The sequence below is a fragment of the Enterococcus sp. AAFC-DPL-5182 genome (genome assembly GCF_058216605.1).
On record NZ_CM177101.1, the window covers coordinates 2,537,342 to 2,558,840 of the forward strand.

General features: G+C 35.1%; 20 protein-coding genes. 3 read left to right on the forward strand and 17 right to left on the reverse strand.

What is annotated here, in order from left to right:
• Positions 1-8: 8 nt before the first annotated feature.
• The 15 genes from AC4BB7_RS11815 to AC4BB7_RS11885 form a co-directional block, all read right to left on the reverse strand.
• Positions 9-770, reverse strand: a complete 762-nt coding sequence (locus tag AC4BB7_RS11815) for a tRNA 2-thiocytidine biosynthesis TtcA family protein (protein WP_490483144.1) — start codon at positions 768-770, stop codon at positions 9-11.
• 17 nt (positions 771-787) lie between these two features.
• Entirely contained in the window at positions 788-2,623 is a 1,836-nt protein-coding gene (locus tag AC4BB7_RS11820; RefSeq protein ID WP_490483145.1) for an LTA synthase family protein, read from the reverse strand.
• A gap of 103 nt (positions 2,624-2,726) precedes the next feature.
• Entirely contained in the window at positions 2,727-3,761 is a 1,035-nt protein-coding gene (locus tag AC4BB7_RS11825; RefSeq protein ID WP_490483146.1) for a Gfo/Idh/MocA family protein, read from the reverse strand.
• A 109-nt stretch (positions 3,762-3,870) separates the two neighbouring features.
• Complete coding sequence (locus AC4BB7_RS11830) at positions 3,871-4,839, reverse strand: sugar phosphate isomerase/epimerase family protein (RefSeq protein ID WP_490483147.1); 969 nt, start codon at positions 4,837-4,839, stop codon at positions 3,871-3,873.
• On the reverse strand, positions 4,836-5,573 hold the full coding sequence (locus tag AC4BB7_RS11835; RefSeq protein ID WP_490483148.1) for a ThuA domain-containing protein: 738 nt from the start codon (positions 5,571-5,573) through the stop codon (positions 4,836-4,838). Before AC4BB7_RS11835 ends, AC4BB7_RS11830 begins: the two co-directional genes overlap by 4 nt.
• Before the next feature lie 18 nt (positions 5,574-5,591).
• Positions 5,592-6,668: a Gfo/Idh/MocA family protein gene (locus AC4BB7_RS11840; RefSeq protein ID WP_490483149.1), complete on the reverse strand. Its 1,077-nt coding sequence runs from the start codon at positions 6,666-6,668 to the stop codon at positions 5,592-5,594.
• Between the two features lie 500 nt (positions 6,669-7,168).
• On the reverse strand, positions 7,169-7,309 hold the full coding sequence (locus AC4BB7_RS11845) for a putative metal homeostasis protein (protein WP_179190492.1): 141 nt from the start codon (positions 7,307-7,309) through the stop codon (positions 7,169-7,171).
• Positions 7,310-7,343: 34 nt separating this feature from the next.
• Positions 7,344-7,613 (reverse strand): 30S ribosomal protein S14, encoded by a 270-nt coding sequence (gene rpsN / locus AC4BB7_RS11850; RefSeq protein ID WP_490483150.1) that lies wholly within the window; start codon positions 7,611-7,613, stop codon positions 7,344-7,346.
• Positions 7,614-7,702: 89 nt separating this feature from the next.
• Positions 7,703-8,404 carry a DNA-binding response regulator gene (locus AC4BB7_RS11855; protein ID WP_490483151.1) on the reverse strand — a complete coding sequence of 234 codons (702 nt, stop codon included), beginning with the start codon at positions 8,402-8,404 and terminating at the stop codon, positions 7,703-7,705.
• A 177-nt stretch (positions 8,405-8,581) separates the two neighbouring features.
• Entirely contained in the window at positions 8,582-11,413 is a 2,832-nt protein-coding gene (locus AC4BB7_RS11860) for a leucine-rich repeat domain-containing protein (protein WP_490483152.1), read from the reverse strand.
• A gap of 23 nt (positions 11,414-11,436) precedes the next feature.
• Complete coding sequence (locus AC4BB7_RS11865) at positions 11,437-12,549, reverse strand: WxLIP family cell surface protein (RefSeq protein WP_490483153.1); 1,113 nt, start codon at positions 12,547-12,549, stop codon at positions 11,437-11,439.
• A 214-nt stretch (positions 12,550-12,763) separates the two neighbouring features.
• A complete protein-coding gene (locus AC4BB7_RS11870) occupies positions 12,764-13,444 on the reverse strand; it encodes a WxL domain-containing protein (RefSeq protein WP_490483154.1) in 681 nt (226 codons plus the stop codon).
• Positions 13,445-13,467: 23 nt separating this feature from the next.
• Entirely contained in the window at positions 13,468-14,136 is a 669-nt protein-coding gene (locus AC4BB7_RS11875; RefSeq protein WP_490483155.1) for a WxL domain-containing protein, read from the reverse strand.
• 25 nt (positions 14,137-14,161) lie between these two features.
• Positions 14,162-14,839, reverse strand: coding sequence for a WxL domain-containing protein (locus AC4BB7_RS11880; protein ID WP_490483156.1), 678 nt, complete (start codon positions 14,837-14,839; stop codon positions 14,162-14,164).
• 18 nt (positions 14,840-14,857) lie between these two features.
• Positions 14,858-15,868 (reverse strand): WxL domain-containing protein, encoded by a 1,011-nt coding sequence (locus tag AC4BB7_RS11885; protein ID WP_490483157.1) that lies wholly within the window; start codon positions 15,866-15,868, stop codon positions 14,858-14,860.
• Positions 15,869-16,164: 296 nt separating this feature from the next.
• Between AC4BB7_RS11885 and AC4BB7_RS11890 the strand changes: the two genes are divergently transcribed.
• From AC4BB7_RS11890 to AC4BB7_RS11900, 3 genes are read left to right on the forward strand one after another with little or no spacing between them, the layout of a single operon-like run.
• Positions 16,165-16,920 carry a LytR/AlgR family response regulator transcription factor gene (locus AC4BB7_RS11890; RefSeq protein WP_490483158.1) on the forward strand — a complete coding sequence of 252 codons (756 nt, stop codon included), beginning with the start codon at positions 16,165-16,167 and terminating at the stop codon, positions 16,918-16,920.
• 12 nt (positions 16,921-16,932) lie between these two features.
• Complete coding sequence (locus AC4BB7_RS11895) at positions 16,933-18,240, forward strand: GHKL domain-containing protein (protein ID WP_490483159.1); 1,308 nt, start codon at positions 16,933-16,935, stop codon at positions 18,238-18,240.
• 2 nt (positions 18,241-18,242) lie between these two features.
• A complete protein-coding gene (locus AC4BB7_RS11900; RefSeq protein ID WP_490483160.1) occupies positions 18,243-19,559 on the forward strand; it encodes a hypothetical protein in 1,317 nt (438 codons plus the stop codon).
• Between the two features lie 238 nt (positions 19,560-19,797).
• Here the strand turns inward: AC4BB7_RS11900 and AC4BB7_RS11905 are convergent, their stop codons facing one another.
• Together AC4BB7_RS11905 and AC4BB7_RS11910 are read right to left on the reverse strand one after the other, a co-directional pair.
• A complete protein-coding gene (locus AC4BB7_RS11905; protein ID WP_490483161.1) occupies positions 19,798-20,490 on the reverse strand; it encodes a winged helix family transcriptional regulator in 693 nt (230 codons plus the stop codon).
• Positions 20,491-20,761: 271 nt separating this feature from the next.
• Positions 20,762-21,472 (reverse strand): hypothetical protein, encoded by a 711-nt coding sequence (locus AC4BB7_RS11910; protein ID WP_490483162.1) that lies wholly within the window; start codon positions 21,470-21,472, stop codon positions 20,762-20,764.
• Positions 21,473-21,499: the final 27 nt, after the last annotated feature.

Sequence of the window (21,499 nt, forward strand, 5' to 3'; positions counted from 1 at the left end):
GAGGCTAACTACAAATGATCAATTGGTTTCATCGACTTCGTCCAGAAATTCTCAGATATCCCTTGCTCCATTCCCATAATAAATTTTTCTCTAATATCAGGATAGTTTTGAGCTAATCCGCTAACAAGATGTTTGATTTCTTCTCGTTTAGTTTTCTTATCAACTGGACATGGGTTAAAAATGACAGGCAGCTCTTCTCTTTGAACAAACTGAATAATCTGTTTCTCTTCAACATAAAGCAATGGACGGATCAGCGTAATATCTGTTTTTGATAAATAGCTGATCGGGTCAAAACTAGCCATTTGACCGTGAAATAGAAAATTCATAAAGTAAGTTTCAATTGCATCATCCAGATGATGACCCAAAGCTACTTTATTACAGCCGATTTCTTTGGCACGCTTATACAAAATGCCTCGACGCAATTTGGCACAAAGGGAACAAGGCGAGCGTTCTTCTCGAATGTCAAATACAACTTGAGCAATATTTGTTGGCACAACATCTAGTTCATAGCCTAATCCTTCCACAAATTCCTGCAAAGGACTGATGTCCATATCAAACCCCATCGCTAAAGTGATTGGCACGATTTCAAATTCAAAGCCTAGGCGTTTTTGCTTACTGATCATATCTAAAAAATACAATAGACTAGTACTGTCTTTTCCACCACTCATGCCAATCGCTACTTTATCTCCCGGTTGGATCATTTGATGTTGTATGACAGCTCGCCGAATGGGATTATAGTAAATCTGATTGTCTTTCTTTTTAAAACTCATCACGTGTACTCCTCTTTTTATTTAAAAAAATCATTTTTTAAACTATAACGCTCTCCAGAAACAACATCATATTGAATCAAACGATAGTCTTCATACAACTCTTCTTGTTCTTTATTAAGGGCAAGTGTCTTACTCCATTTTTTATCTTTATAATAGAAACTTTTCTCAAAAGCGGGTACTTGTTTTTCTAATTCCGATAGTAGTTGGTAAAAACCAGTCATTTCCATGCCGCTTTGTTCAAATAGTGAAGGAGCAAAGTAAAAGGGACTGGTAACAGCGTCATGGGTATTTTTTTCGCTAAGTTTTCCTTGATTATCATACATTAAAAATTCTGTTTGATGCATGTTCACTTCATCGTTGTCCGCCTTGATTTCATCTGAGTAGATACTAGGCAAATGATCGCCCCAAAAAACAACTAAAGTTCGTCTTTTCAGTTCTTTCAATTCCCTTGTAAATTGCTTCAATGCTTCACTACTATAAGCAACATCTTGCATGTAGCTGTCGATTGCCTTTTTATTTCCTAAACTTTGTGAAGAATAATCTGAGGTCTTATATTTATCGCTGTATGGCATATGGGTTTGCATTGTCACTAAATGAACAAATTGCGGATTTTGCTCTTCTTTTAATAAGTCCAATACTTCTTTATAGGCCGATTCATCAGATATATAAGGATTATTTTCAAGTGTTTCTGTGTAATTCATCGTCTCTTCACTAATAAATTGATTAAATCCCATTGTTTGGTACACATCTTTGCGCTTATACATTGATGTATTGTACGGATGAATGGCTGTTGTTCGATAGTCTTGCTGATTTAAAAGTGAAACGATCGATGGAATTTCTTTCATTTTCGGGATCAACATTGTATAAGGCGTCGTCAGTTGAGGATTGAACAATTCCATAGAAAAACTGGTTAAAGCCTCAAATTCAATATTTGCAGTTCCTCCACCGTAATTTTGCGAGAGCATTTGACCACTATAGGTTGTTTTGGCAATATCGTAATACGCTTTTAATGGATCTTTATTGGCGGTTACACCATTTAAATGTTGCGGATTTGAAAAACTCTCGCTCATCACAAAGATAATATTTGGTTGTTCTTCCAATGAACTTTTTGTCTCTTGAGCTGTTTTTGTGTATTTTGATGTAATGCCTTCGATGGTCTTTTGTGAGTAGTTTTCTGGTTTGTCCATTGCGTCCACTTTTAAGTTATATAAAAAACCACCCATAAAACCGGTATTATAATAATTCATTTTTTGACTATACGGAATCCACAAAGCAGTTTCGTTATAGGCTTTTCTTAATAGATTATTTGGGTTGTTGAAATCACTGACATACACCAATAATGCCATTGTGATCATTAAACCTGAAATGCGAATGATCTGTATTTTTTTTGACAGCAAGCGACTTTTGTAAATGGCTCTTGCGAAAAAGAACAAACCAATCCCTGCAATCAATAAAATAATAATGAAGGGAATCGTTCCGATCATTTCTCTTAATAAGCCAAATTCAGTGATCATTTTTAGATCATCTGGATAGATCGGTTCTGTTCGGTAAAACATTTTTTGATAATCAGCAAAACCTAAAATACCGATCGTAATGGCATAAAGCGCACTTCCAAGAAGCAGCGAACCCGCTAAACTGCATAAAAATAATAAAAATATCAGTAGGACTAGACTGCCTAGAATAAATTTTTCTGTATGCCATGAAAAGGCAAATTTAAACACTAAATCCAATGACAATTCATTTTGGCACCATTGTAAATATAAGTTGCTAATTAAAGCCAGTAACAGTAATCCTATCACGATCAGCGAATACTTAACTGGTTTTTTATTGAGTATTTGTAATTTTTTCTTCACACCATTCTCCCTTTTCTCTTTCGTAAAGCGTCCTTTAATATTTTATGCTTAGACGAAAAAAAAGTAAAGCTCCCTCTTCTAGGAAACTTTACCTTAGACTTATCTATCTTTTCGCAGTTTTAAAAATTTCTTCAATCAGCACCATTACTTGCCGAACTTCTTCATTTTTAACTACAGGTTCGGCCTTTTCTCTTACAACATTGTAAAAGTTTTTATAGAATGTATCGTATTCAGCAGTTGCTTGTGGTAAAGCTTTTGTTTCTGTTGCCTCTTCTGATGGCGGTGCCATCGTTTTCGTTAAGCCCACACCTGCTTGAATTGGTTTTGGTGCTTGAATATCTTGTTTCCCTGATTCGACCACCATTTCACCCGTTAAATCCCAATCGTGAATGATTACCGTGCCTTGGGTTCCTTTTAGATACCAGCGTGGTAGTTTAGTGTAATTGGTTGTGCCCACTTCGACGATTGCTCGGATGCCATTTTCAAAAATAATATAGGTGATAAAACCATCGTCGACTTCATCGCCAAGAATATAGCTTAAATCGGCAGATACTTTTTCGATGCGGCTATCGACTAGAAATAATAGCTGGTCTAATAAGTGAACTCCCCAGTCTAAAAGCATTCCACCACCATGTTTTAATTCATGACGCCAATCTCCAGGAATACCGTTAGCCCCTTGAACTCGGGTTTCGATTTGGAATAATTCTCCGATTTGTTGATTTTTGTATAACTCCCGCGTGATTAGAAAATCTGGGTCCCAACGACGATTTTGATGGACCATAAAGGTTTGGCCTGTTTTTTTGGCAACGTTTAGGATTTCATCTAATTCTGCTACATTCATCGTAACTGGTTTTTCGCAGACGACATGTTTTCCTGATTTTAGTGCTTGAATCGCTAAGTCTTTGTGAGAATCATTGGGTGTCGCAATCAGTACGGCTTCGATTGTTTCATCTGTTAGTACTTCTTCTAACGAGTCATAAATTTTATGATTATGTTGACTGGAGATTTTTTGACGTTCACCAGAAATATCGTAAGTTCCTACGACGTGAATTCGTTCGTTTTCATTAGGTATGATGTTGTGGATATGGTAGGAACCCATACCACCATAGCCGATTACGGCGAAGTTGATTGCTGTCATTTTTTGCGTCCTTTCTATTAATGAAGATGATTGATTTTTGGTCAGCGAAAGAGATAGCGAACAGATGTTGAACAGTACAAGGCGACTATATGGAACGTTGTTTCCTTAATTATACCCACCACATTTGGGCAGGTTGTTCTTTGATCATAATACTTTTCAAATTAGTAATCGCTCTATTCAAGCCTTCTTCTGTGGACATGATCGGGTCTTCATGTTCAATACTTAAAACATAGTCATAACCGTAAATTCTCAACGCACTGATAATATCCGACCAGACGTTTAAATCATGGCCGCAACCTACTGAGCGGAAAGTCCATGCACGAGTTTTAACGTTACCATATGGCTGCATATCCGTTAGTCCATGCATATTGATATTGTCTTGATCTAAATACGTATCTTTCGCATGAAAATGATGAATTGCATCTGCTTCACCTAAAATTTTCACAGCTGCGACTGGATCGATTCCTTGCCACCATAAATGACTTGGATCTAAATTACAGCCGATTGCTTTGCCCGTTGCTTCACGCAATTTTAGCATTGTATAAGGTGTGTGACATAAGAAACCACCATGCAATTCAATCCCAATTTTCACACCAGCAGATTCTGCGATCGTATTGATATTTTTCCAATAAGGAATCAACTTTTTCTCCCATTGATAATTGTAATTATCATCGTACTCCGTCGGCCAAGGTAAAACAGGCCAATTGACTTGGGTATCCGTCGAATTTCCTCCTGAGACACCAGAAAAACCGTTAACAACTGATACATTCATTAATGAAGCAAGTTTGATTGTTTTTTGTACTAATTCATCTGCTTCTTGTGCTGTTTCTTTCAGTGGCGAGATTGGATTATTATGACAACTCAAAGCACTGATCGTTAAGCCTTTGTCAGCAAGTTTTGCTAAATACTCTTTTCTAGCCTCCGAACTCGCTAATAATTTATCAATATCTAAATGAGCATTTCCAGGTGAGCCGCCTGTTCCGATTTCAACAGCTTCTAATCCTGATTTTGCGACTGTATTGATCATTTCTTCAAAGCTTAAATTATTAAATAAGGGAGTAAATACACCTAGTTTCATTGTTCCGTTCCTTTCTTGTTCGTAATGGGTTCTAATGGTTCATGGTGACCGTAATTGGGATAAACATTTTGAGTTGGCTGACACCAACGGACACCATTTTTGATTACTTTTTGCACTTCTTTATTATAGTAAGATGGATAAGTTTCATGCCCTGGTTGGAAATAAAAGATCTTTCCATTCCCGCGATGATACGTACAGCCACTTCGGAAAACTTCGCCACCAGGATACCAACTGATAAAAATCAAGTCATCCGGTGTCGGGATATCAAAATGTTCACCGTACATTTCTTCTTTTTCAAGTTCGATATACTCACCAATACCTTCTACGATTGGATGACTTGGCGCTACTGTCCAGATGCGACAATGTTCTTGCGCTTCCCGCCATTTTAAGTCACAGGATGTGCCCATTAGTTTCATAAAAATTTTTGACATATGTCCTGAATGAAGCACAACTAAACCCATTCCTTCAAGAACACATTGATAGACCCGTTGAACGATTTCATCTGAAACTTCTTGATGAGCCACATGTCCCCACCAAATCAAAACATCGGTATTCGCTAGAACTTCTTCTGCTAGACCATGTTCTGGTTCGTCTAAAGTAGCCGTTCGAACAGAAAAATCATCTTCTTTTAAAAAATTAGCTATCTGTTGATGAATGCCAGCTGGGTAAACTTTTTTTACAGCTTCATCTGTTTTCTCATGACGGAATTCATTCCACACGGTAACTTGGATCATTATTTTTCCATCCTTTCTTTAATTGAAAAATACAGGCTGATTTGTCTCGGATGCTTTGTAGATTGCTTCAAGAATTTCGGTCACAACTAAAGCTTGTTCTGGTTTAACGACAGGTTCTGTATCATTTAAGATCGCATCGATCCAAGATTGTGCTTCTAAAACTTCTGGTTTGTCTCCTGCACCATCGTAAAAATCAACACCACCAGGTTCTAATTCAATCTTCTTCTCAAAAAGTGTGCTGTGGTCTTCTCCGTTGATCGTTAAACCATTGTTCATATCTGCACCACCTTTAGTGCCATGTAAAGTGGTCTTAGCTTCTTTTACATCTAAACTATTCAATGCCCAACTAGATTCCAAAAAGATCGTTGCACCATTTTCCATCATGATAAAACCGAAAGCTGAATCTTCAACAGTGAACTTTTTAGGATCCCAAGAACCCCACGCATTCGCAGCATTTTCTGTCTCAGCTAATTTATGGTACGCTTTCCCTACAACAAATTTAGGCTTGTAATTATTCATCATCCACAACGTCAGATCCAACGCATGCGTCCCAATATCAATCAACGGTCCGCCGCCTTGCGCTGCTTCATCAAGAAAAACGCCCCAAGTTGGCACTGCACGACGACGAATGGCATGTGCTTTGGCAAAGTAAATCTCGCCTAATTCGCCTTCATCACAAATTTCATGCAAGTACGTCGAATCTTTTCGAAAACGATTTTGATACCCGATCGTCAATTTTTTTCCCGTCTTATTGGCTGCTTCGATCATACTACGCGCCTCAGCAGCTGTTTTTGCCATTGGTTTTTCACACATCACATGACAATCAGCTTCCATTGCAGCAATTGATAATTCTGCGTGTGTACTATTTGGTGTACAAACATGAACCACATCTAAATCCATTTCTTCAAGCATCTCTTGATAATTTGTAAATGTTTTAGCGGTCAACGTTCCATAATGCATTTTGGCTTCTTCTGCTCGTTCACTAATCAAATCGCAAAAAGCAACTAGCTCCACTTCTTTCACTTGTGCAAGCGCGGGTAAATGTTTGCCATTAGCAATCCCACCACAACCGATAATTCCGACTTTCAACGTCATTCAAAAACCTCCAGTAATCTACTTATATTATTTTGTGGAAAAATAAAACGGTTCCACGTCTACACTATTACTATACAAAAATTTGAAAGAGCTTTCTTCCTAGATTTCGGTTGGAAAGTTCCTGGATATTGCTGTGAAACACTATGATTGGCTACAAAGTAGACAGAATAGATGTTGAACAGTACAAGGCGACTAAAAGGAGCGTTGTCTCATTACTTGTGAAACACCTCGACTGGCTTTGCCAGAGAAGATGATGAACTGTACTTGGCGACCAAAGGGAGCGAAGTTTCATTACTTGTGAATCACAAAACGGATAATTTCCCTCACATTACTAAAAATTGTAGAAAAGTTCTCTTAATTATGAATCACACTAATAAAAGCGGACTAGCCAAAACAATCGTATAAAATGCAATCTTAATAACTCCACTAAAAACAAAAAAGCCCTTCCCTTCTATAATAAAAAGGAAGAACTTCATTTGTTTATCCGATTCGTGAAATACTCAGCCAACACTACCAGAAGCCATCACTCGATGCCTTTGTTCCCGTTTATACTGCTGAATAATTTTCAATGCTCGTTTTCTTGTTTTTCTATTTTTGCACTTCAATCGTCTGCGTGCACTTGAAAGATCTTGTTTCTCCATCCAATCACCTCTTTGCATCTATTTTTCGATTTCTTTACCAGCTTGCTTTATGAATACCTGGAATTTGTCCTTGATGTGCTAATGTTCTAAAATTGATCCGTGACATGCCAAATTTACGCATATAAGCTCTTGGTCGTCCATCGATCAAATCGCGGTTTTTTAAGCGATTTGGATTGGAATCTTTTGGTAATTTTGCTAACGCTTCATAGTCTTTGTTCGCTTTTAACACAATGCGTTGTTCAGCATATTTTTCAATCAATGCTTGTTGCTGTTTTGCTTTGGCAATTTTTGATTTTTTAGCCATTTTTTCTTTCACCCTTTCTAAATCGTAATGATTACTTTTTAAGAGTGATAAGAATAACATCAAATAAGATAAAATGCAAGGACTCTTTTTTATTTCATGTCCAACATGTATCCTTTTGAACGGACTGTTTTAATAAACCTTGGGTTCATTGGGTTTTGTTCTATTTTATTTCGTAAATGGAAAACGACATTGGCAATACGATAATTTTTTTCTGGTTCATTTTGTTTGGTATCCCACATTTTCTCTTTAAATTCTTCATACGGTATCGCACGACGTGGATTATTGTATAAAAGCTCCATTGCTTGAAACTCTTTTCTAGTCAAAATGATTTCTTCTTCTCCATCGATTACAACACTTAGATTGCTAGGAACTATTTCTAACCCTGCTGATTTCAATGAGTACGTGTTTCTATTTCCTTCCTTTATATGTTTCCCCATTTTATAACGACGCGCCAACAAATTAGTTATCGTATAATAAAATTCTTCTTGATCTATTTCAATTGGAAAACAAGCTTCTACCCCTAGCTGTAAGTAGACAATATTGGAATGTTTCCCTCCACTAGTAGACAATAAATAAATTGGTACCTCGGTTACTTGACGCGTGATTTCCATTAACCACCGGCACGTAACAGGCATTGCTTCTTCTTGAATCACCAATGCGTCAATCTTATCAGCATCTATAGAAAATTCCTGTTCAGTCACTGGTACAATGTCCCAACCTTTATTTGTCAAAAACTCAACATGAGCTGATTTTTTCATGGTTTGTACAGTCAAAAAGCCGATCGTATACATACATATTCCTCCATTTCTTTATTTTCTTGTCTAACTTCTTATGTCTTGGGCTCTGGCTGACATTTACATATATGTATTCTGAAAGATGCTCTTGGCTAATCAAAACCAAGAACATCTTCCTTTAGCCAAGTGAAACTTTTCATAGTCATCTAATTCTTAAAGACCTAACTGTGATGCTTAATTTGGCACATCTTCCAATGTCCATATCACTGTTCCTTGGTACTTCCCAATAAAATTAGACCCATTCATTGTAAATTGTAGCCCTTTTTTATCCGTCCATTGATCTGAAATTGGAATTACTTCATTCTCAGCATCACTTTGTCCTTTTTCAATCGTTACTTTTTGGTCAGAAACGATCCAATGCTCTCCTTTGGAATCAATGTAACTGTAACTCCCTTTAAGATCTTTAGTATCAGATTTTAGCGTGCTTGGCGTCATGCTTAATTGCCAATTGCCTTTATCACGATTATCGAAAACAGAGACTTTTCCAGTTAATTGGACTGGTTTTTTCAAGTCTTTACCCAAAGGAATGGAAAAGGCCATCTCTGAAGGGACACTGTCTAATTTTAGTTCAGGTATTTTCGTTTTGACGATCCATTGATTCTTCGGATTTTGGTCCGCTTGATCCATGATAACGTTGTAGGTCATTCCTCTTTTATAAGGAATCACAGTATTTTTATCTGCTTTTCCTTCATATAAGCTTTCTTTTGTTGTTTCATCGATAATTTTAAACTCATGTTCAGCATAAAGAGGAATCTCATTTTGAGCCTTAGCTGTTAAATCAAAATAACCAGCGTCAGTTGAATCAAAGGGCTTAATCATTGTCGTTGCTGGATCAGTCACTGTAACTTGTTCTTTACCCGTTAAACGCATGTTTCCAATGAACGTTTGGGCATAACTATTTTTACCCGCACTTGTTAAAAAACTTGGGACAGCAGCTGAGTTATAAGTAACCTGATTATCAGTTACCATCAAGATTCTGAAACCATCACTAAAGGTTGGCAACTGTCCAACTAAGTTATTTTTATTCAAATAAAGTGTATGAAGCTTAGGTAAATCAGCTAATTCATTTGGCACCGTACCTGTTAAACCATTTTGATCTAAGATCAAATACTCCAACTCTTTTAAATTTCCTAATTCTTTAGGTATTTCCCCAGTCATCGTGTTGTCAAAGATTCTTAGATTTTTCATTTTTTCTAATTGTCCCAACTCTTTTGGTAAGGTTCCAGACATTTTTGTATTTCTTAAATATAAGAGTTCTAAATTTTTAAAATACTTGATATTTTTAGGAATATATTGCCCTGGAAAGGGTCTTGTGGTATCTGTATTGATTTGTTTGATTTGAGCCAAATCAGATACGTAGACATCTTTTCCAATCTGTTTAGGACTTAGTTGACTGTTAATGTTATTGATAATCCAAGACTGATTTTCAAAAAACTCTTTAGTAACGATATAATCAATAACAGTGATTGGAACTTCTACTATTTTAGTCAATTTACTCAATTGTTGACTTTGAAGTTTTATTCTAACAGAATCTAGTTTTACCTGATCAAAGATTTTTTCTTCTGAGAAACCAACAAATTTTACAGTATCATTGGGAAGAGAACTTTTTATATTCTCCAATAATTTAGTAGGATCTAAATCCGTTGTGGAGCTATTGATCCACACGGTTTGCTCAACAGGTGTGGCTGTAATACTTGGGATAAGCTTAGCATTTCCTGTGTCTGTGTTGGATTGTAGTTCTTGCGTTCCTTTTTTTCTGACATTGTAAGCAGACAAAGGAATATTAAATGTGCCACTCTTTTCATCATAATAGTTCATAATTTTTGAAAGAGGTAAATCATTATAATTGATTTCAATTGTAACAGAATTACTTTTGAGTGCTTCAAGCAATCGAGCTGGGAGTTCGACCGCTATTTTCTTAGTCGTAAGCCGTTGAATCGTCACTTTGTCTGTGATGGAGTCTCCGTTTCGATCAAAGACTTTGATGTTTGGTAGGTTACTCGTAGGAAAAAGACCTTCTTTATCCTCAAGAATGACGGATAGCTTATCTGGATAATATTGACTATATGTTGACGTCACAGGTTGAGTTATTTGATAAACAGGGGCCAATCCTTTTGTTATCTCTTGACCCTTGACCACTGGCGCTGAATAATTTGGCATTCCTGGTGCTTCAATTGAACTTGAAAATATTCGGAATTCTGATGCATAATTATACGCACTGTAGGCACCCATTATAATTGGCTCATTATTATCAGAAACAATAACGTAATTTTGAGGTATTTGAATATCAAACATAGATGACAACTGCATCTGCAACATTTTTGTTTTACCTTCGTAAAAGCTAACTTTCTCAGTTTGATACCCTATATGCGGGACAGCTAAATAAGCTTTTTTCAAGCCTTTTATGCTGATTGTATTCACTGAGGGTTTTTCCGCATCTCTTGGTGATTGTTTAATCTTGAGTACTTGAGGAAACTCCATGTATATATCTTTCACGAATTCTTTATTATCCATATACACTAGTTGATAGGACATCACGCCATCCCTATCTGTGTCTTGACCAGTTATCGTTTGACTTAAAGAACCATCTTCATTGAGCTTCATGACATATTTCCAATCACCTAACCCACCATTTCCACCTGAAACATAAGTAATTTTCAAAGATAGTTTGCGATTATTGTAACTACCAACATTGTTATAATAAACAACATCACCAACTTTGTATAATAACTGCTGCCCAAACTCTTTAAAAATAGGTTGTCCCGATGCGTTTGTGATATCTGTTAACAGATCTTGCCAGTTAGCACCTTGGTATTCAGGTCGAATCATTGGTTTATCTGGTTCAAAAATAGTCCCTCTGCCGTATCTTGGCTCCCCTTGTGCATTTAGCTCAGTAAAGTAATCCCACGGAGAATCTGCTTCAGCTTGTTGAATATCCCATAAAAAGAAACTTACGAAGGAGAAACAAAAAATAACGATTGCTAGTGAAATCTTTTTTTTATTCATCGTTTTCCTCCTTTCTTTTATTTTTAATCTGTCTTGTTTTCACGTTTTGTTTTTTCAGCACGTTTTTTTCGTTGCTGTTTGCGTTTTTTTGCTTGACGTTTTCTTTCTAATTCCTGCTTTTTCTTGCGTTTTTTATATAGTAGTACAATGAAAATAATCATGATCGCAACAGCCAAAATACTGCCAGCAATGATACCGCCGATTGCCCAATAATTTGGTGCTTTTTCAACTTCAATGGCTTCCTCTGTTAATTTTTTAGCTTCTTTGGATGTAATTTCAAACTCTCGTTTGAAAGCCCATTCGTCGTCTTTTGTTGTTGCAACTAGATCTAGCGTATATTTTCCTGGAAGTAACTCTTGATTATCCCAGCTAATTGGAAAATCAAAATTGGAATTAGGCGCCATTGCCATTTCTTCCTTTGTGGTTTGATGGATCACTTCGACTGAATCTTTTTTACTTACTTTTGCTACAACTTTTAAATCATTGACAAACGTTGGCTTAGTATTTTGAAGATTTGCTGTGACGGCTGTTCTGTAATTAATCAAATCAGGTTGAATGGCGTTTAATGTTAGTTCTGCCTTTACAGGCTCATCATCTTCAGTCAATTGTAGACCAACAACCATTGCGTATTTGTTGGTGATTTGGACGCCGCCTTCTGAACTTTTACTCTCTTCATCTGCCTCGTCTTTGTATACATAAAAACCTCCGACGATTTTTCCAGATAATTTTTCTTTTGGCATTTGTAAGTTGAAGGTTACTGTTTTTTTCTCTTTCGGTGCTAATGTGACTTTCTGTTCACCTGATATCAGTTTTGTAATCGGATGTGTCAAACTAGAATCAATTTCTCTATCTTTTTCACTAAAATCGACTACGCCATTTTGATTGGTTGTCGCAATATTTGGAATGATATTTAGCGTGATTTCTTTGTCTCCTGAGTTTGAAACATTCAAGGTCAAATCCTGTTTTTGCTCAGGTTTCATTCTGAGATCAAAGTAAGTTTGAGATTTATCCACTTGATTTTCTGGAATATTGGCACTAACTGAATATTCCATATCCGCCCCATGTACTTGAACTGGGTAGGTCATTAATAATATAAGTAAAAATAAACTGTATAAGCTATTTTTGACGTTTCGCATCGTTTATTTCCTCCAATAATAATGAGATTGGGACAACGTAAACCTTTCAGTCTCCCAACTTTTTAAAACAGATGTTTTAACGTCTATGGGGAATAAATGGACTATCCATGTTTATTTGAGTGATACACAAGAAAATAAGAATTGAATTTTTATCAAAACAATGCCTTATTTTCTTGGTATACAATTACATTTGCCTTACTCTCATTTGTTGTTTTTATTTACCTGGTGCATCTTGTAATTCCCAGTAGATGGTTGTTTTATATTCTGTATTCGCTTTAGCCGTACCTGCTAAGATAGATAATTGAACATTGGTATTTTTTTCGTCAGAGCCATTCTTATTCCACGCTTGTAACCAAGTTCCCTCACCAGAACCTTTAGCAGCTGTCATGATTTTTTGGGCTTTTGGTGATAAAACGAGGTCATTTCCTTTTGGTGGCATGATTGCTTTTCCTGAACTTGATGAAGCAACTGTACTATTTTTTAAGGATAGTGTTGCACCTTTTAGTTTTTCTTGTTTGTCACTAGAAAATTCATCTGCTTTGACATATAATGACCAACCTACAGAAGTTCCCCTAACGTCCGTTACTTGCACATAGGGTGTTTCATTGATCGCAGATTCTACTTGGTCTGATCCACTGATATTGACTTCGCCAAATTTTAAATTAGGAACACGGTCAATCGTTAAAAGTCCTTTATTTCCGGTTCCATCATTTCCCTCATCACCAGGATCTGTTGGTCCTACTGGTGGTCTTTCTTCATTTTCGTCTCCCACGAGCATTTGGATGTTGACTTGTGAATCTGCATCTGATTTTTCGGCGTGGGCGTTCATACTAAAATAGTTGCCAACATAGATTGTCATAGCTAAACTTGCAAGTAGTGTGATGTTCTTTTTCATAGTGTATCTCCCCTTTTAGTGAGTTATTTTACTGGTCCATTGATCAATGACCAAGTTAATTCAGCTTTGTATTGACCGATTTTGGCATAAGCTGGGATAGTTAAGTGAACTGATTTTTCGACCTCGTTGGTTTTATCGTCCATAAAAATGCTTGTATACCTTCCCATCCCTTTATCTTTATCAGCGGTCAAAATAGTAGCATTTGTACTTGCTGAACTAATTTCCACGCTCCTTGAAACTGGAGGGTTTTGCATATCTCCTGCCTTACTCTTAATTTCTCCTTGTGGAATGGACAATTTCCAGCCTTTCACGATTTCATCTTTGTTTCCTTGGACTATTGATGAAAAATTGGTCATTGACACTTGAACGTTCCAACCAGCACCTGTTCCTCGTTCATCAATTACTTCGATCCCTAGCTTTTCCTTGTCTTTTACAGTTGCAATTCCCGTTGCCCCCATTTTGATTTTTCCAAATTCAAAATTTGACACCGCGTTAATTGTAAAATCGCCCGTTCCAGTACCTGGCCCAATTGGCTCCTCTGGGGCTTCTCCCTCACCGATTCCACCTGATTTTAATACGTCAACAGTTGCCGTTGTTTTTTTTTCAGTTGCTATATCTGCATAGGCATTTTGTCCAGCTAATAGTATGATAGCCGTTGCACTTAGTCCGAATAGTATCGTTGTTGTTTTCATCTTGCTCTCCCTTCCTTTCTAAAATTTAGTTATTACCAGTCGGTGTGTTGATCAAAGTCCATGTCACAGTAGCTTGGTAATCTCCCAATAAGTTTCCACCAGGAATCGTTAATTCAACTTGATCCGCCCAATCATTGATCCATGATCCTTTTCCTTGATTTTTTTCTGCACGCAAGATTGGTGTTGCGGCTTTTCCGATGATCGTTCCTGCTGCATTTGCAGCTTTCGGTGGATTCGTTGTATCTCCATTGGCTGTTGTTTTAAAGGTTCCTGCTGGTACTTTGATTGTTGCACCTTTTAAGATTTTTGCTGCTTCTTTTTTATCTTTAAAGTCATCAACCTTTGCTTGAACATTCCATCCAGCACCTGTTCCTCGTTTATCTGTCACTTGAATTCCTAGTGTTTGTCCATCCGAAACTTCTGCCGTTGTTTTTGTTTCACCACCACTGATTTTTGCTGATTTAAACTCAAAGTTCGAGACAGCATCAATTGTTAACAAACCTTTTTGACCTGTTTCTGGTTCAACAGGTTTCTCTTCATCCACCGGATCATTCGGATCAGGATTTTCTGGATCTTCTGTTGTAAATTCAAACGTTGCATCTGTATTGAATGGTGTCGTTGTTTCTGCATTTGCTTCATTGGCTCCTGCTGCTAAAAGTGCTGTTAATAGCAAGGTACTACTTAGTAAAATTGTCTTTTTCATTTTGATCATTCGCTCCTTTTATTTTTTCCCTGGTGTGTCAGACATTGTCCACGTTAGTTCTGCTTGATAGTCACCGATCAATACATCTTGTGGAATCATCAGGCTTACTGCATCTTTACCGAAATTATTCATCCAGTTTCCTGCACCAGTTTTATCTGCTGCTTCAAATACTGTTTGCGGCTTATTATTAAGCGTTAATTCTCTAGCAGTTGGCGCATTGGCTCCTGTTCCACCGTTTGCTGGCTTCACCGTTCCTTTTGGTAAATATAAAGATGCACCTCTGATGATTGTTTTGTCGTCTAATTTGCCATCTTCTTTAACTTTCATAAAATTAGAAATAGCTACTTGAACGGTCCAACCTTTTGCCGTTCCCCGTGAATCCCTGATTTGAATATTTGGTGATTCATTTTTTGCTAGAACTTCTTGGTCTTTCCCTGTCAAATTCACTGATCCAAAATCTAACGGTGATACGTAAGAAATCGCTAAGTTTCCTGGATTGCCAGTTCCCCCACCGGTTTCATCCTCTGGCTCTTCAGGATCTGTTGGTTTTTCATTTTCGTCTCCTGGTTCTAAGGTAACTGAACCTACTGATTTTGCATTTCCTTTGCCATCACCTTCTGACTCATTGGCGAATGTCGTATTTGGTGCTGAGACTGCTCCTAATACGATTGCTGATAATAAGATTGATTTCCATAATTTCATTTTTCTTCCCCCTATAAAATAATAGTAAATACTGATAACAGTGAACAAACCAATGAGGAGTAAACCAACAGTTATTCCAACTATTTTTGTTATCTCACCGGTGTTCGGTAATCTTTTTCCTTGTCCATAACCTAAATCCCCTAAGATTCCCCCTTGTTTTTTGGTTGGCTCTTTGGTCTTTTTAGGTGTGTTGTCATGAACAAAAGTGATACTAGCTTGACTACTTGCCTTACTTGCAGCTTTTTCTTCTTCAGCATTTCCGATGAGCGGCGTTAAAATAAAATAAACAGCTACTATAAATAAAACAAGTAATCGATTCTGTCTCATAGAAATCCTCCTTTACTCTTTATTTGCAGCTAAATCTTTCAACTTTGCTGTACTCCTTTACGAAAAAATGTTCTTAGTTATTTTTTGTATCAGAGCTGTTGCTGTAGTACACTTTAAATAATACAGTTAATTTTTATCTCATAAAACATTTTGAAAGCGTTTTTTCGTTCCTTTCGAACACTTTTATACCTTTTATTTAACAATTACTTCCTTTTATTGCAAAAATAATCTAAAATATACTAAAATAATTTACTTAAACTTTGTTTTTTTCATGGAATACAAGAAAGGAGCCTTCAATGACATTTATATCAAAGGTTTATGTAGTAGAAGATGACCACGAATATAGGAAGAGAATTATTCATGCTTTAAAAAATTATCATTCAAATTTTGTTCGATTCAACATTTCTTCCATTGATAACCATCTATTCTTTATGGAGGAACTTCAAACAATTTCTATTGCTGACACAGATGTTTTTATTTTTGATATCGATTTAAAAACTACGTTTACAGGAATTGATTTAGCTTTAGAAGTACGCAAACATAATCGTAACTGTTCGATTATTTTTCTAACAAGTTTAGAAGATCAAGCAATTCCTATTATCAACAGCAATATTTTACCCATCGGCTATCTTATTAAAAAAACTGTTTCGTCTAAAAAATTAAGTCAATCACTCTATGAACTATTGGATAAAGTTGAGTACAATTTAAATAATAGTTGGAGAGAAGATCCGAATATCGTTCGGATAAAAACAGGGGCTAAAAAAATATATGTTAATGGAAAAGATATTCTATACATAGAATCAATAAAAGGATTGCGTGGAAAAATTTTAATTAAAACATTTCATGAAGATATCATTATTAATGGACAAATCGGCAAAATAAAAAAAATGTTGGATCATCAGCCTTACTTATTTACATCATTACAATCCTATATCATTAATTTGACCGCTATTGCCGTTCTTGATAGAGCAAAAGGGATGGTTGGCTTTTCTAATGGAGATGAACTATTGGTGGGTATCAAAATCATTGATAAATTGAAAAAAGTATTATAGGGGGGCTTAAGTATGGATAAGTCTTTCGTTACTTCCATAATAGCAGTAAATTTTTTACAAATGATTTGGCTGATTACTTATAAAAAACTACTCACATTACGTGAAAGTCTCATTTTGAGTGGCTTTGTATTTATTCAGTTTATATTAGCAATTTTTATCAGTAATTCTTATATTGCTTTTTCCCAATTATTTTTTCTAGCCATACAATTTATGTTTGTCGCAAGAAAACTGAATAACTGGTTTATCCCATCATTATTGATCAGCATTGAAAATTCCTTGATTCTTTTGTCTTGGATTCCTACTTTGGACACTTGGGATATTTTACATATTAATCAGGAAATTTCTGATCAAACTTATGCTAAATATTTATATTTATTTATTATTTTGCAGCAACTTCTCTTATTTTTCTTAATTATTTTAGTTCGTTATTTAAATCGGCGTTTTGCATTATCCAATTCGATCTCCTTACTGCCAAAAAAATATAAATTATTGTCTATAGTAATGCTCCTACTTTTATTCCTACCTACTAGCCTCAAACAATTTAGTGTCCTAAATGGTGACCCAGTTTCCGTTTTATATAGTTCTGGTATTGTGATTGGTTGTACAGTGATCGTCACGCTTAATGTATTACTTGCAACCAAATACAACAATGAAAAACAGTATATCGAATTGCTTTCAGAAACCTACAGACAAGAAAAAGAAAAAGTGACTCTCTCTAATGAATTTCGTCAAGATTATCAAAACTTACTCCTTAGTTTAAACAGCTATTTAGAACAAAAAGAAAAAGAAAAAGCAGTTGCCTTGCTTAATAACATTATCGATTATTCAGATCCTCTGCTGACACCGAACCTATATAAAAAAATTTCCAGTATCAGCAATCCGCCTATTCGAGGATTACTAACTAGCTTTCTGACGAAATGTCTAACAGCTACTATTGACATTGACCTACAAGTTACAGATAATCTAACAGATTTAACTATGAATATCGTAGATTTTATTCGATGTTTTTCGATTTTATTGAATAATGCGTATGAGGCAACGGAACAGACTGAATTTCCTTTTATTGGTGTTTTCATTGAAGGAACACAAGAGTTTTTAGCGATAGAAGTTCGTAACACCTACAATGAAGAAAAAAAAGTTTCCTTTCAAACTTTGCTGCAGAATAATTTTTCTACCAAAGAAGGTCACCAAGGAAAAGGGCTTTATATTTTTATGACGATTTTAGATCAATATCCAGAATGTGATTATACGATCACACAAAAAGAGAACCAATTTATTGCTAATTTTACACTACTGAAAAATACCGATGAGAGGAGATAATTATGAGCTTTCCTTTTTTTGCTGTTTTATTGTCGCTAAACTATCTCCAACTTATTTGGTTTTTAGGTAATAAAAAATATACTACGACAAATCAAACAATCATTCTTTCGTTGATTCTTATTTTTCATTGCCTATTTATTTTCTTGTTTCAAACACCTTTTATTGCATTTCTTTTATTTCTTTTTGTTGTTTTACAGCCGATTTTTATTATTCTCCATTTAAAAAGTTGGTTGTTGATGGCCTTATTTCTTTATTTAGAGAGTTCCTTGATTATTATATCTTGGCTATTTCTTTATGATTTACCCGTCTACTTATTAAGAATTGGACTAGTTTCCGTTGAGCTACACCAGCAGCTCCTTCCTTTTTTATTGGTAGGACAACAATTTTTACTGTTTATTTTTATCTTGTGGGTCAAATGGTTTGATCAAAAATTCAATCTTTTTGATTCTATCGCTCACGTTCAAAAAAATTATAAAGTAACGGTACTTTTGCTTACTATTCTGTTAATTTTTTTATATTTTCTACGTCAATTTGCCGTTTATAACATTTCTTATAGTTCATTTTTATATTTAACAGTAATTTTACTCGGACTTAATAGTGTGTTTCATTTTACTGTTTATGTATATAGTCGATACTACCAAGAGCAACTTCGAAAACTGATTTTGTCTCAACAGTATAATAAAGATTTAGATAAAATTACTTTAGCAGATGAATTTAGACATGATTATCGCAGTATTTTGGTGAGTTTAATGGGCTATATTGAAGAGGATCGATTAGAGGAAGCTTCTGCTTTTATTTTATCTATAACAGATTATTCAAAAAATTTATTAGAAGAGGATAGTTATGATCAATTGAATCGCTTGGCGAGCCCACCGATCCAAGGGTTGCTTTTACGATTTATTGAGCAATGTGAAGAAAAAGGAATTCATCTAATCATCTCTATTCCTCAAAAAATCCACGATGCTGATATTTCGATTCGATTAATTGATTTTATTAGATGTTTATCGGCTCTTTTAGATTTCATCGTAAATAGGCAAAGGCTTTCTTCAGATGAGACCATTTATTTAACTTTGAAAAAAACGCCTCAAGACTTGTTGATTGAAATAAGTAATCTTCCTAAACAGCAATTATCAGAAATTAGGCAGCCAGAATATTTGAGTACAGATAAAAAAATGTTAAAAGCAACTGAATTAACTAATATACCGACAATACTGAAAAACTATAGAAATACTTTCTTTGCTTTTTATTCCAATCAACAAAATTTATCGCTTATACTCTCCCTTCAGTTAAAGTATGTTTCTATAGTTCCAGAAATATAAAAGCAAACAAGTCTAAGAAATAACTCCATGAACCTATAAATAATAGTAATAGAAACGACACTTCTCTCCTGCTTAGTTTTTATGCTGAAACACTAAGATCTGAAACACCCGTAAATAAGCTGAAATTATTGATGACCTTTAACGCTCTCTGCCTTTATCTCCCTGTTTGATGATGAATAAAAAAGATCAGAAGAATAAATCATTTCATGATGATTTTCTCTTCTGATCTTTTTCTGTTTTATTTCAAATTTAACATATATCCTTTAGAACGAACTGTTTTAATAAACCGTGGATTGGTTGTGCTAACTTCTATTTTATTGCGTAAATGAAACATTAGGTTTGCCACTCGATAATTTTTATTTTCACCCTCTATTTCAGAATCCCATAGTTTTTCTTTAAGCTCTTCATAAGAAATGGTTCGACCTGGACTATTATATAGCAATTCCAATGCATTATATTCTTTTTTAGTTAAAGAAACTTCTTGTTTTCCATCAATTAGAACACTTAAATTTCTTGGGATTAGCTCTATTTCTTTTCTTGGAGATGAAGTTGATGTATTCTCTAAAAAATGACTCTGTTTAGTTGAGTAATGAGAAAGTAAATTCGATAATGTGTAATAAAATTCCTCAACTTCCATTTTCATAGAAAAACATGCTTCTGCACCTAACTGTAGATAAACTATATTGGAACGAGATTCATCCACTACAGATAACAAGTAAATTGGGACTTTTACATATTTTTTTAATTCCATCAAGTAACAACACGTCTCCGACATTGTCTCTCCCAAAATAATGATAGCATCTAACTTTTCTGGAAAGTTGGATTGTTCCATTAAGTTAATTTTCGACAAATTCCACCCTTTATCTGCTAAAAAATTTAAATGTGTATTTTCTTCTTGTTTCTTCTCTATTAAGTATCCAATCGTATACATGATTCGTCCTCCCTTTTCTACTAAACTTATATTTTTAGTTTAAAAATTCTAAAACAAAAAAAAGTAATTATGTTTTTTAAATCATTTTTATTTCATTATATGTATATTACACTTATTTTAAGATAAAAAAAACAACTTGAATGCGCTACCAAATAACAATTATGTATTTTTAGAGGAATTTTATTAATAATATACATCATATTAGAAAAGCTCAGAGAAAATCTTTCTCTAAGCTCTTCCTATTTATTTTCGACAACCTCTTTCACATTTGTCATCCTGCTGGAGCATCTACTAATTGCCATTCAATTTTTCCAGTATAGGTATCTTTATAGTTACCATTTGTTGACTGTTTGTAAAATAAACCACTTTTGTCATTCCACTCTTTTGATATGTCTATTGTTCCTGTATTTGGTTTACTTGCTCCACTTTCAATCGTTGTAAACGAACCTCCAGTTAGAATTTCAACCGGTACACCATCATTTGATTTATAAAAGTAACTTCCTGTCATCGTTCGCGTTTGGCTTTTTAGTTCACTTGGCTTAATTTTTAATTGCCATTGACTATTCAAGCGATTATCAAATACACTTAAGCTATCTTTACTTGAAATTTTCACTGGTTGATGCCTAAAATCACCTAATGTTAAATCTAGCGATAATGTTTTAGGCACTTCACTTAACGTATATTCGCGAAGCTTTGCTTCAAATTCGGTAATATTGTTTGGATTTTTCTCAGCATTATCCATCACCACTTGATAGATTGTATCAGAGTCAATTTTAATTTCCGTATTTTTAATTGCTTGCCCATCATACAGTACTTGATTATTCTCTTTATTGATAATTTTGAATGTGTGTCCTGAATACAGTTCAACATCTGTCATATCCTTTTTTTGAGCCCGAAGGTTAAGATAGCCTCCGTCAATCGGATCGAATGGTTTTATGATTGCTCCATCATCTGAAATTAGAAAACTCTTAACCCCTGTCAAAGCTAGGCTATTCTTCCCTACAGCAAA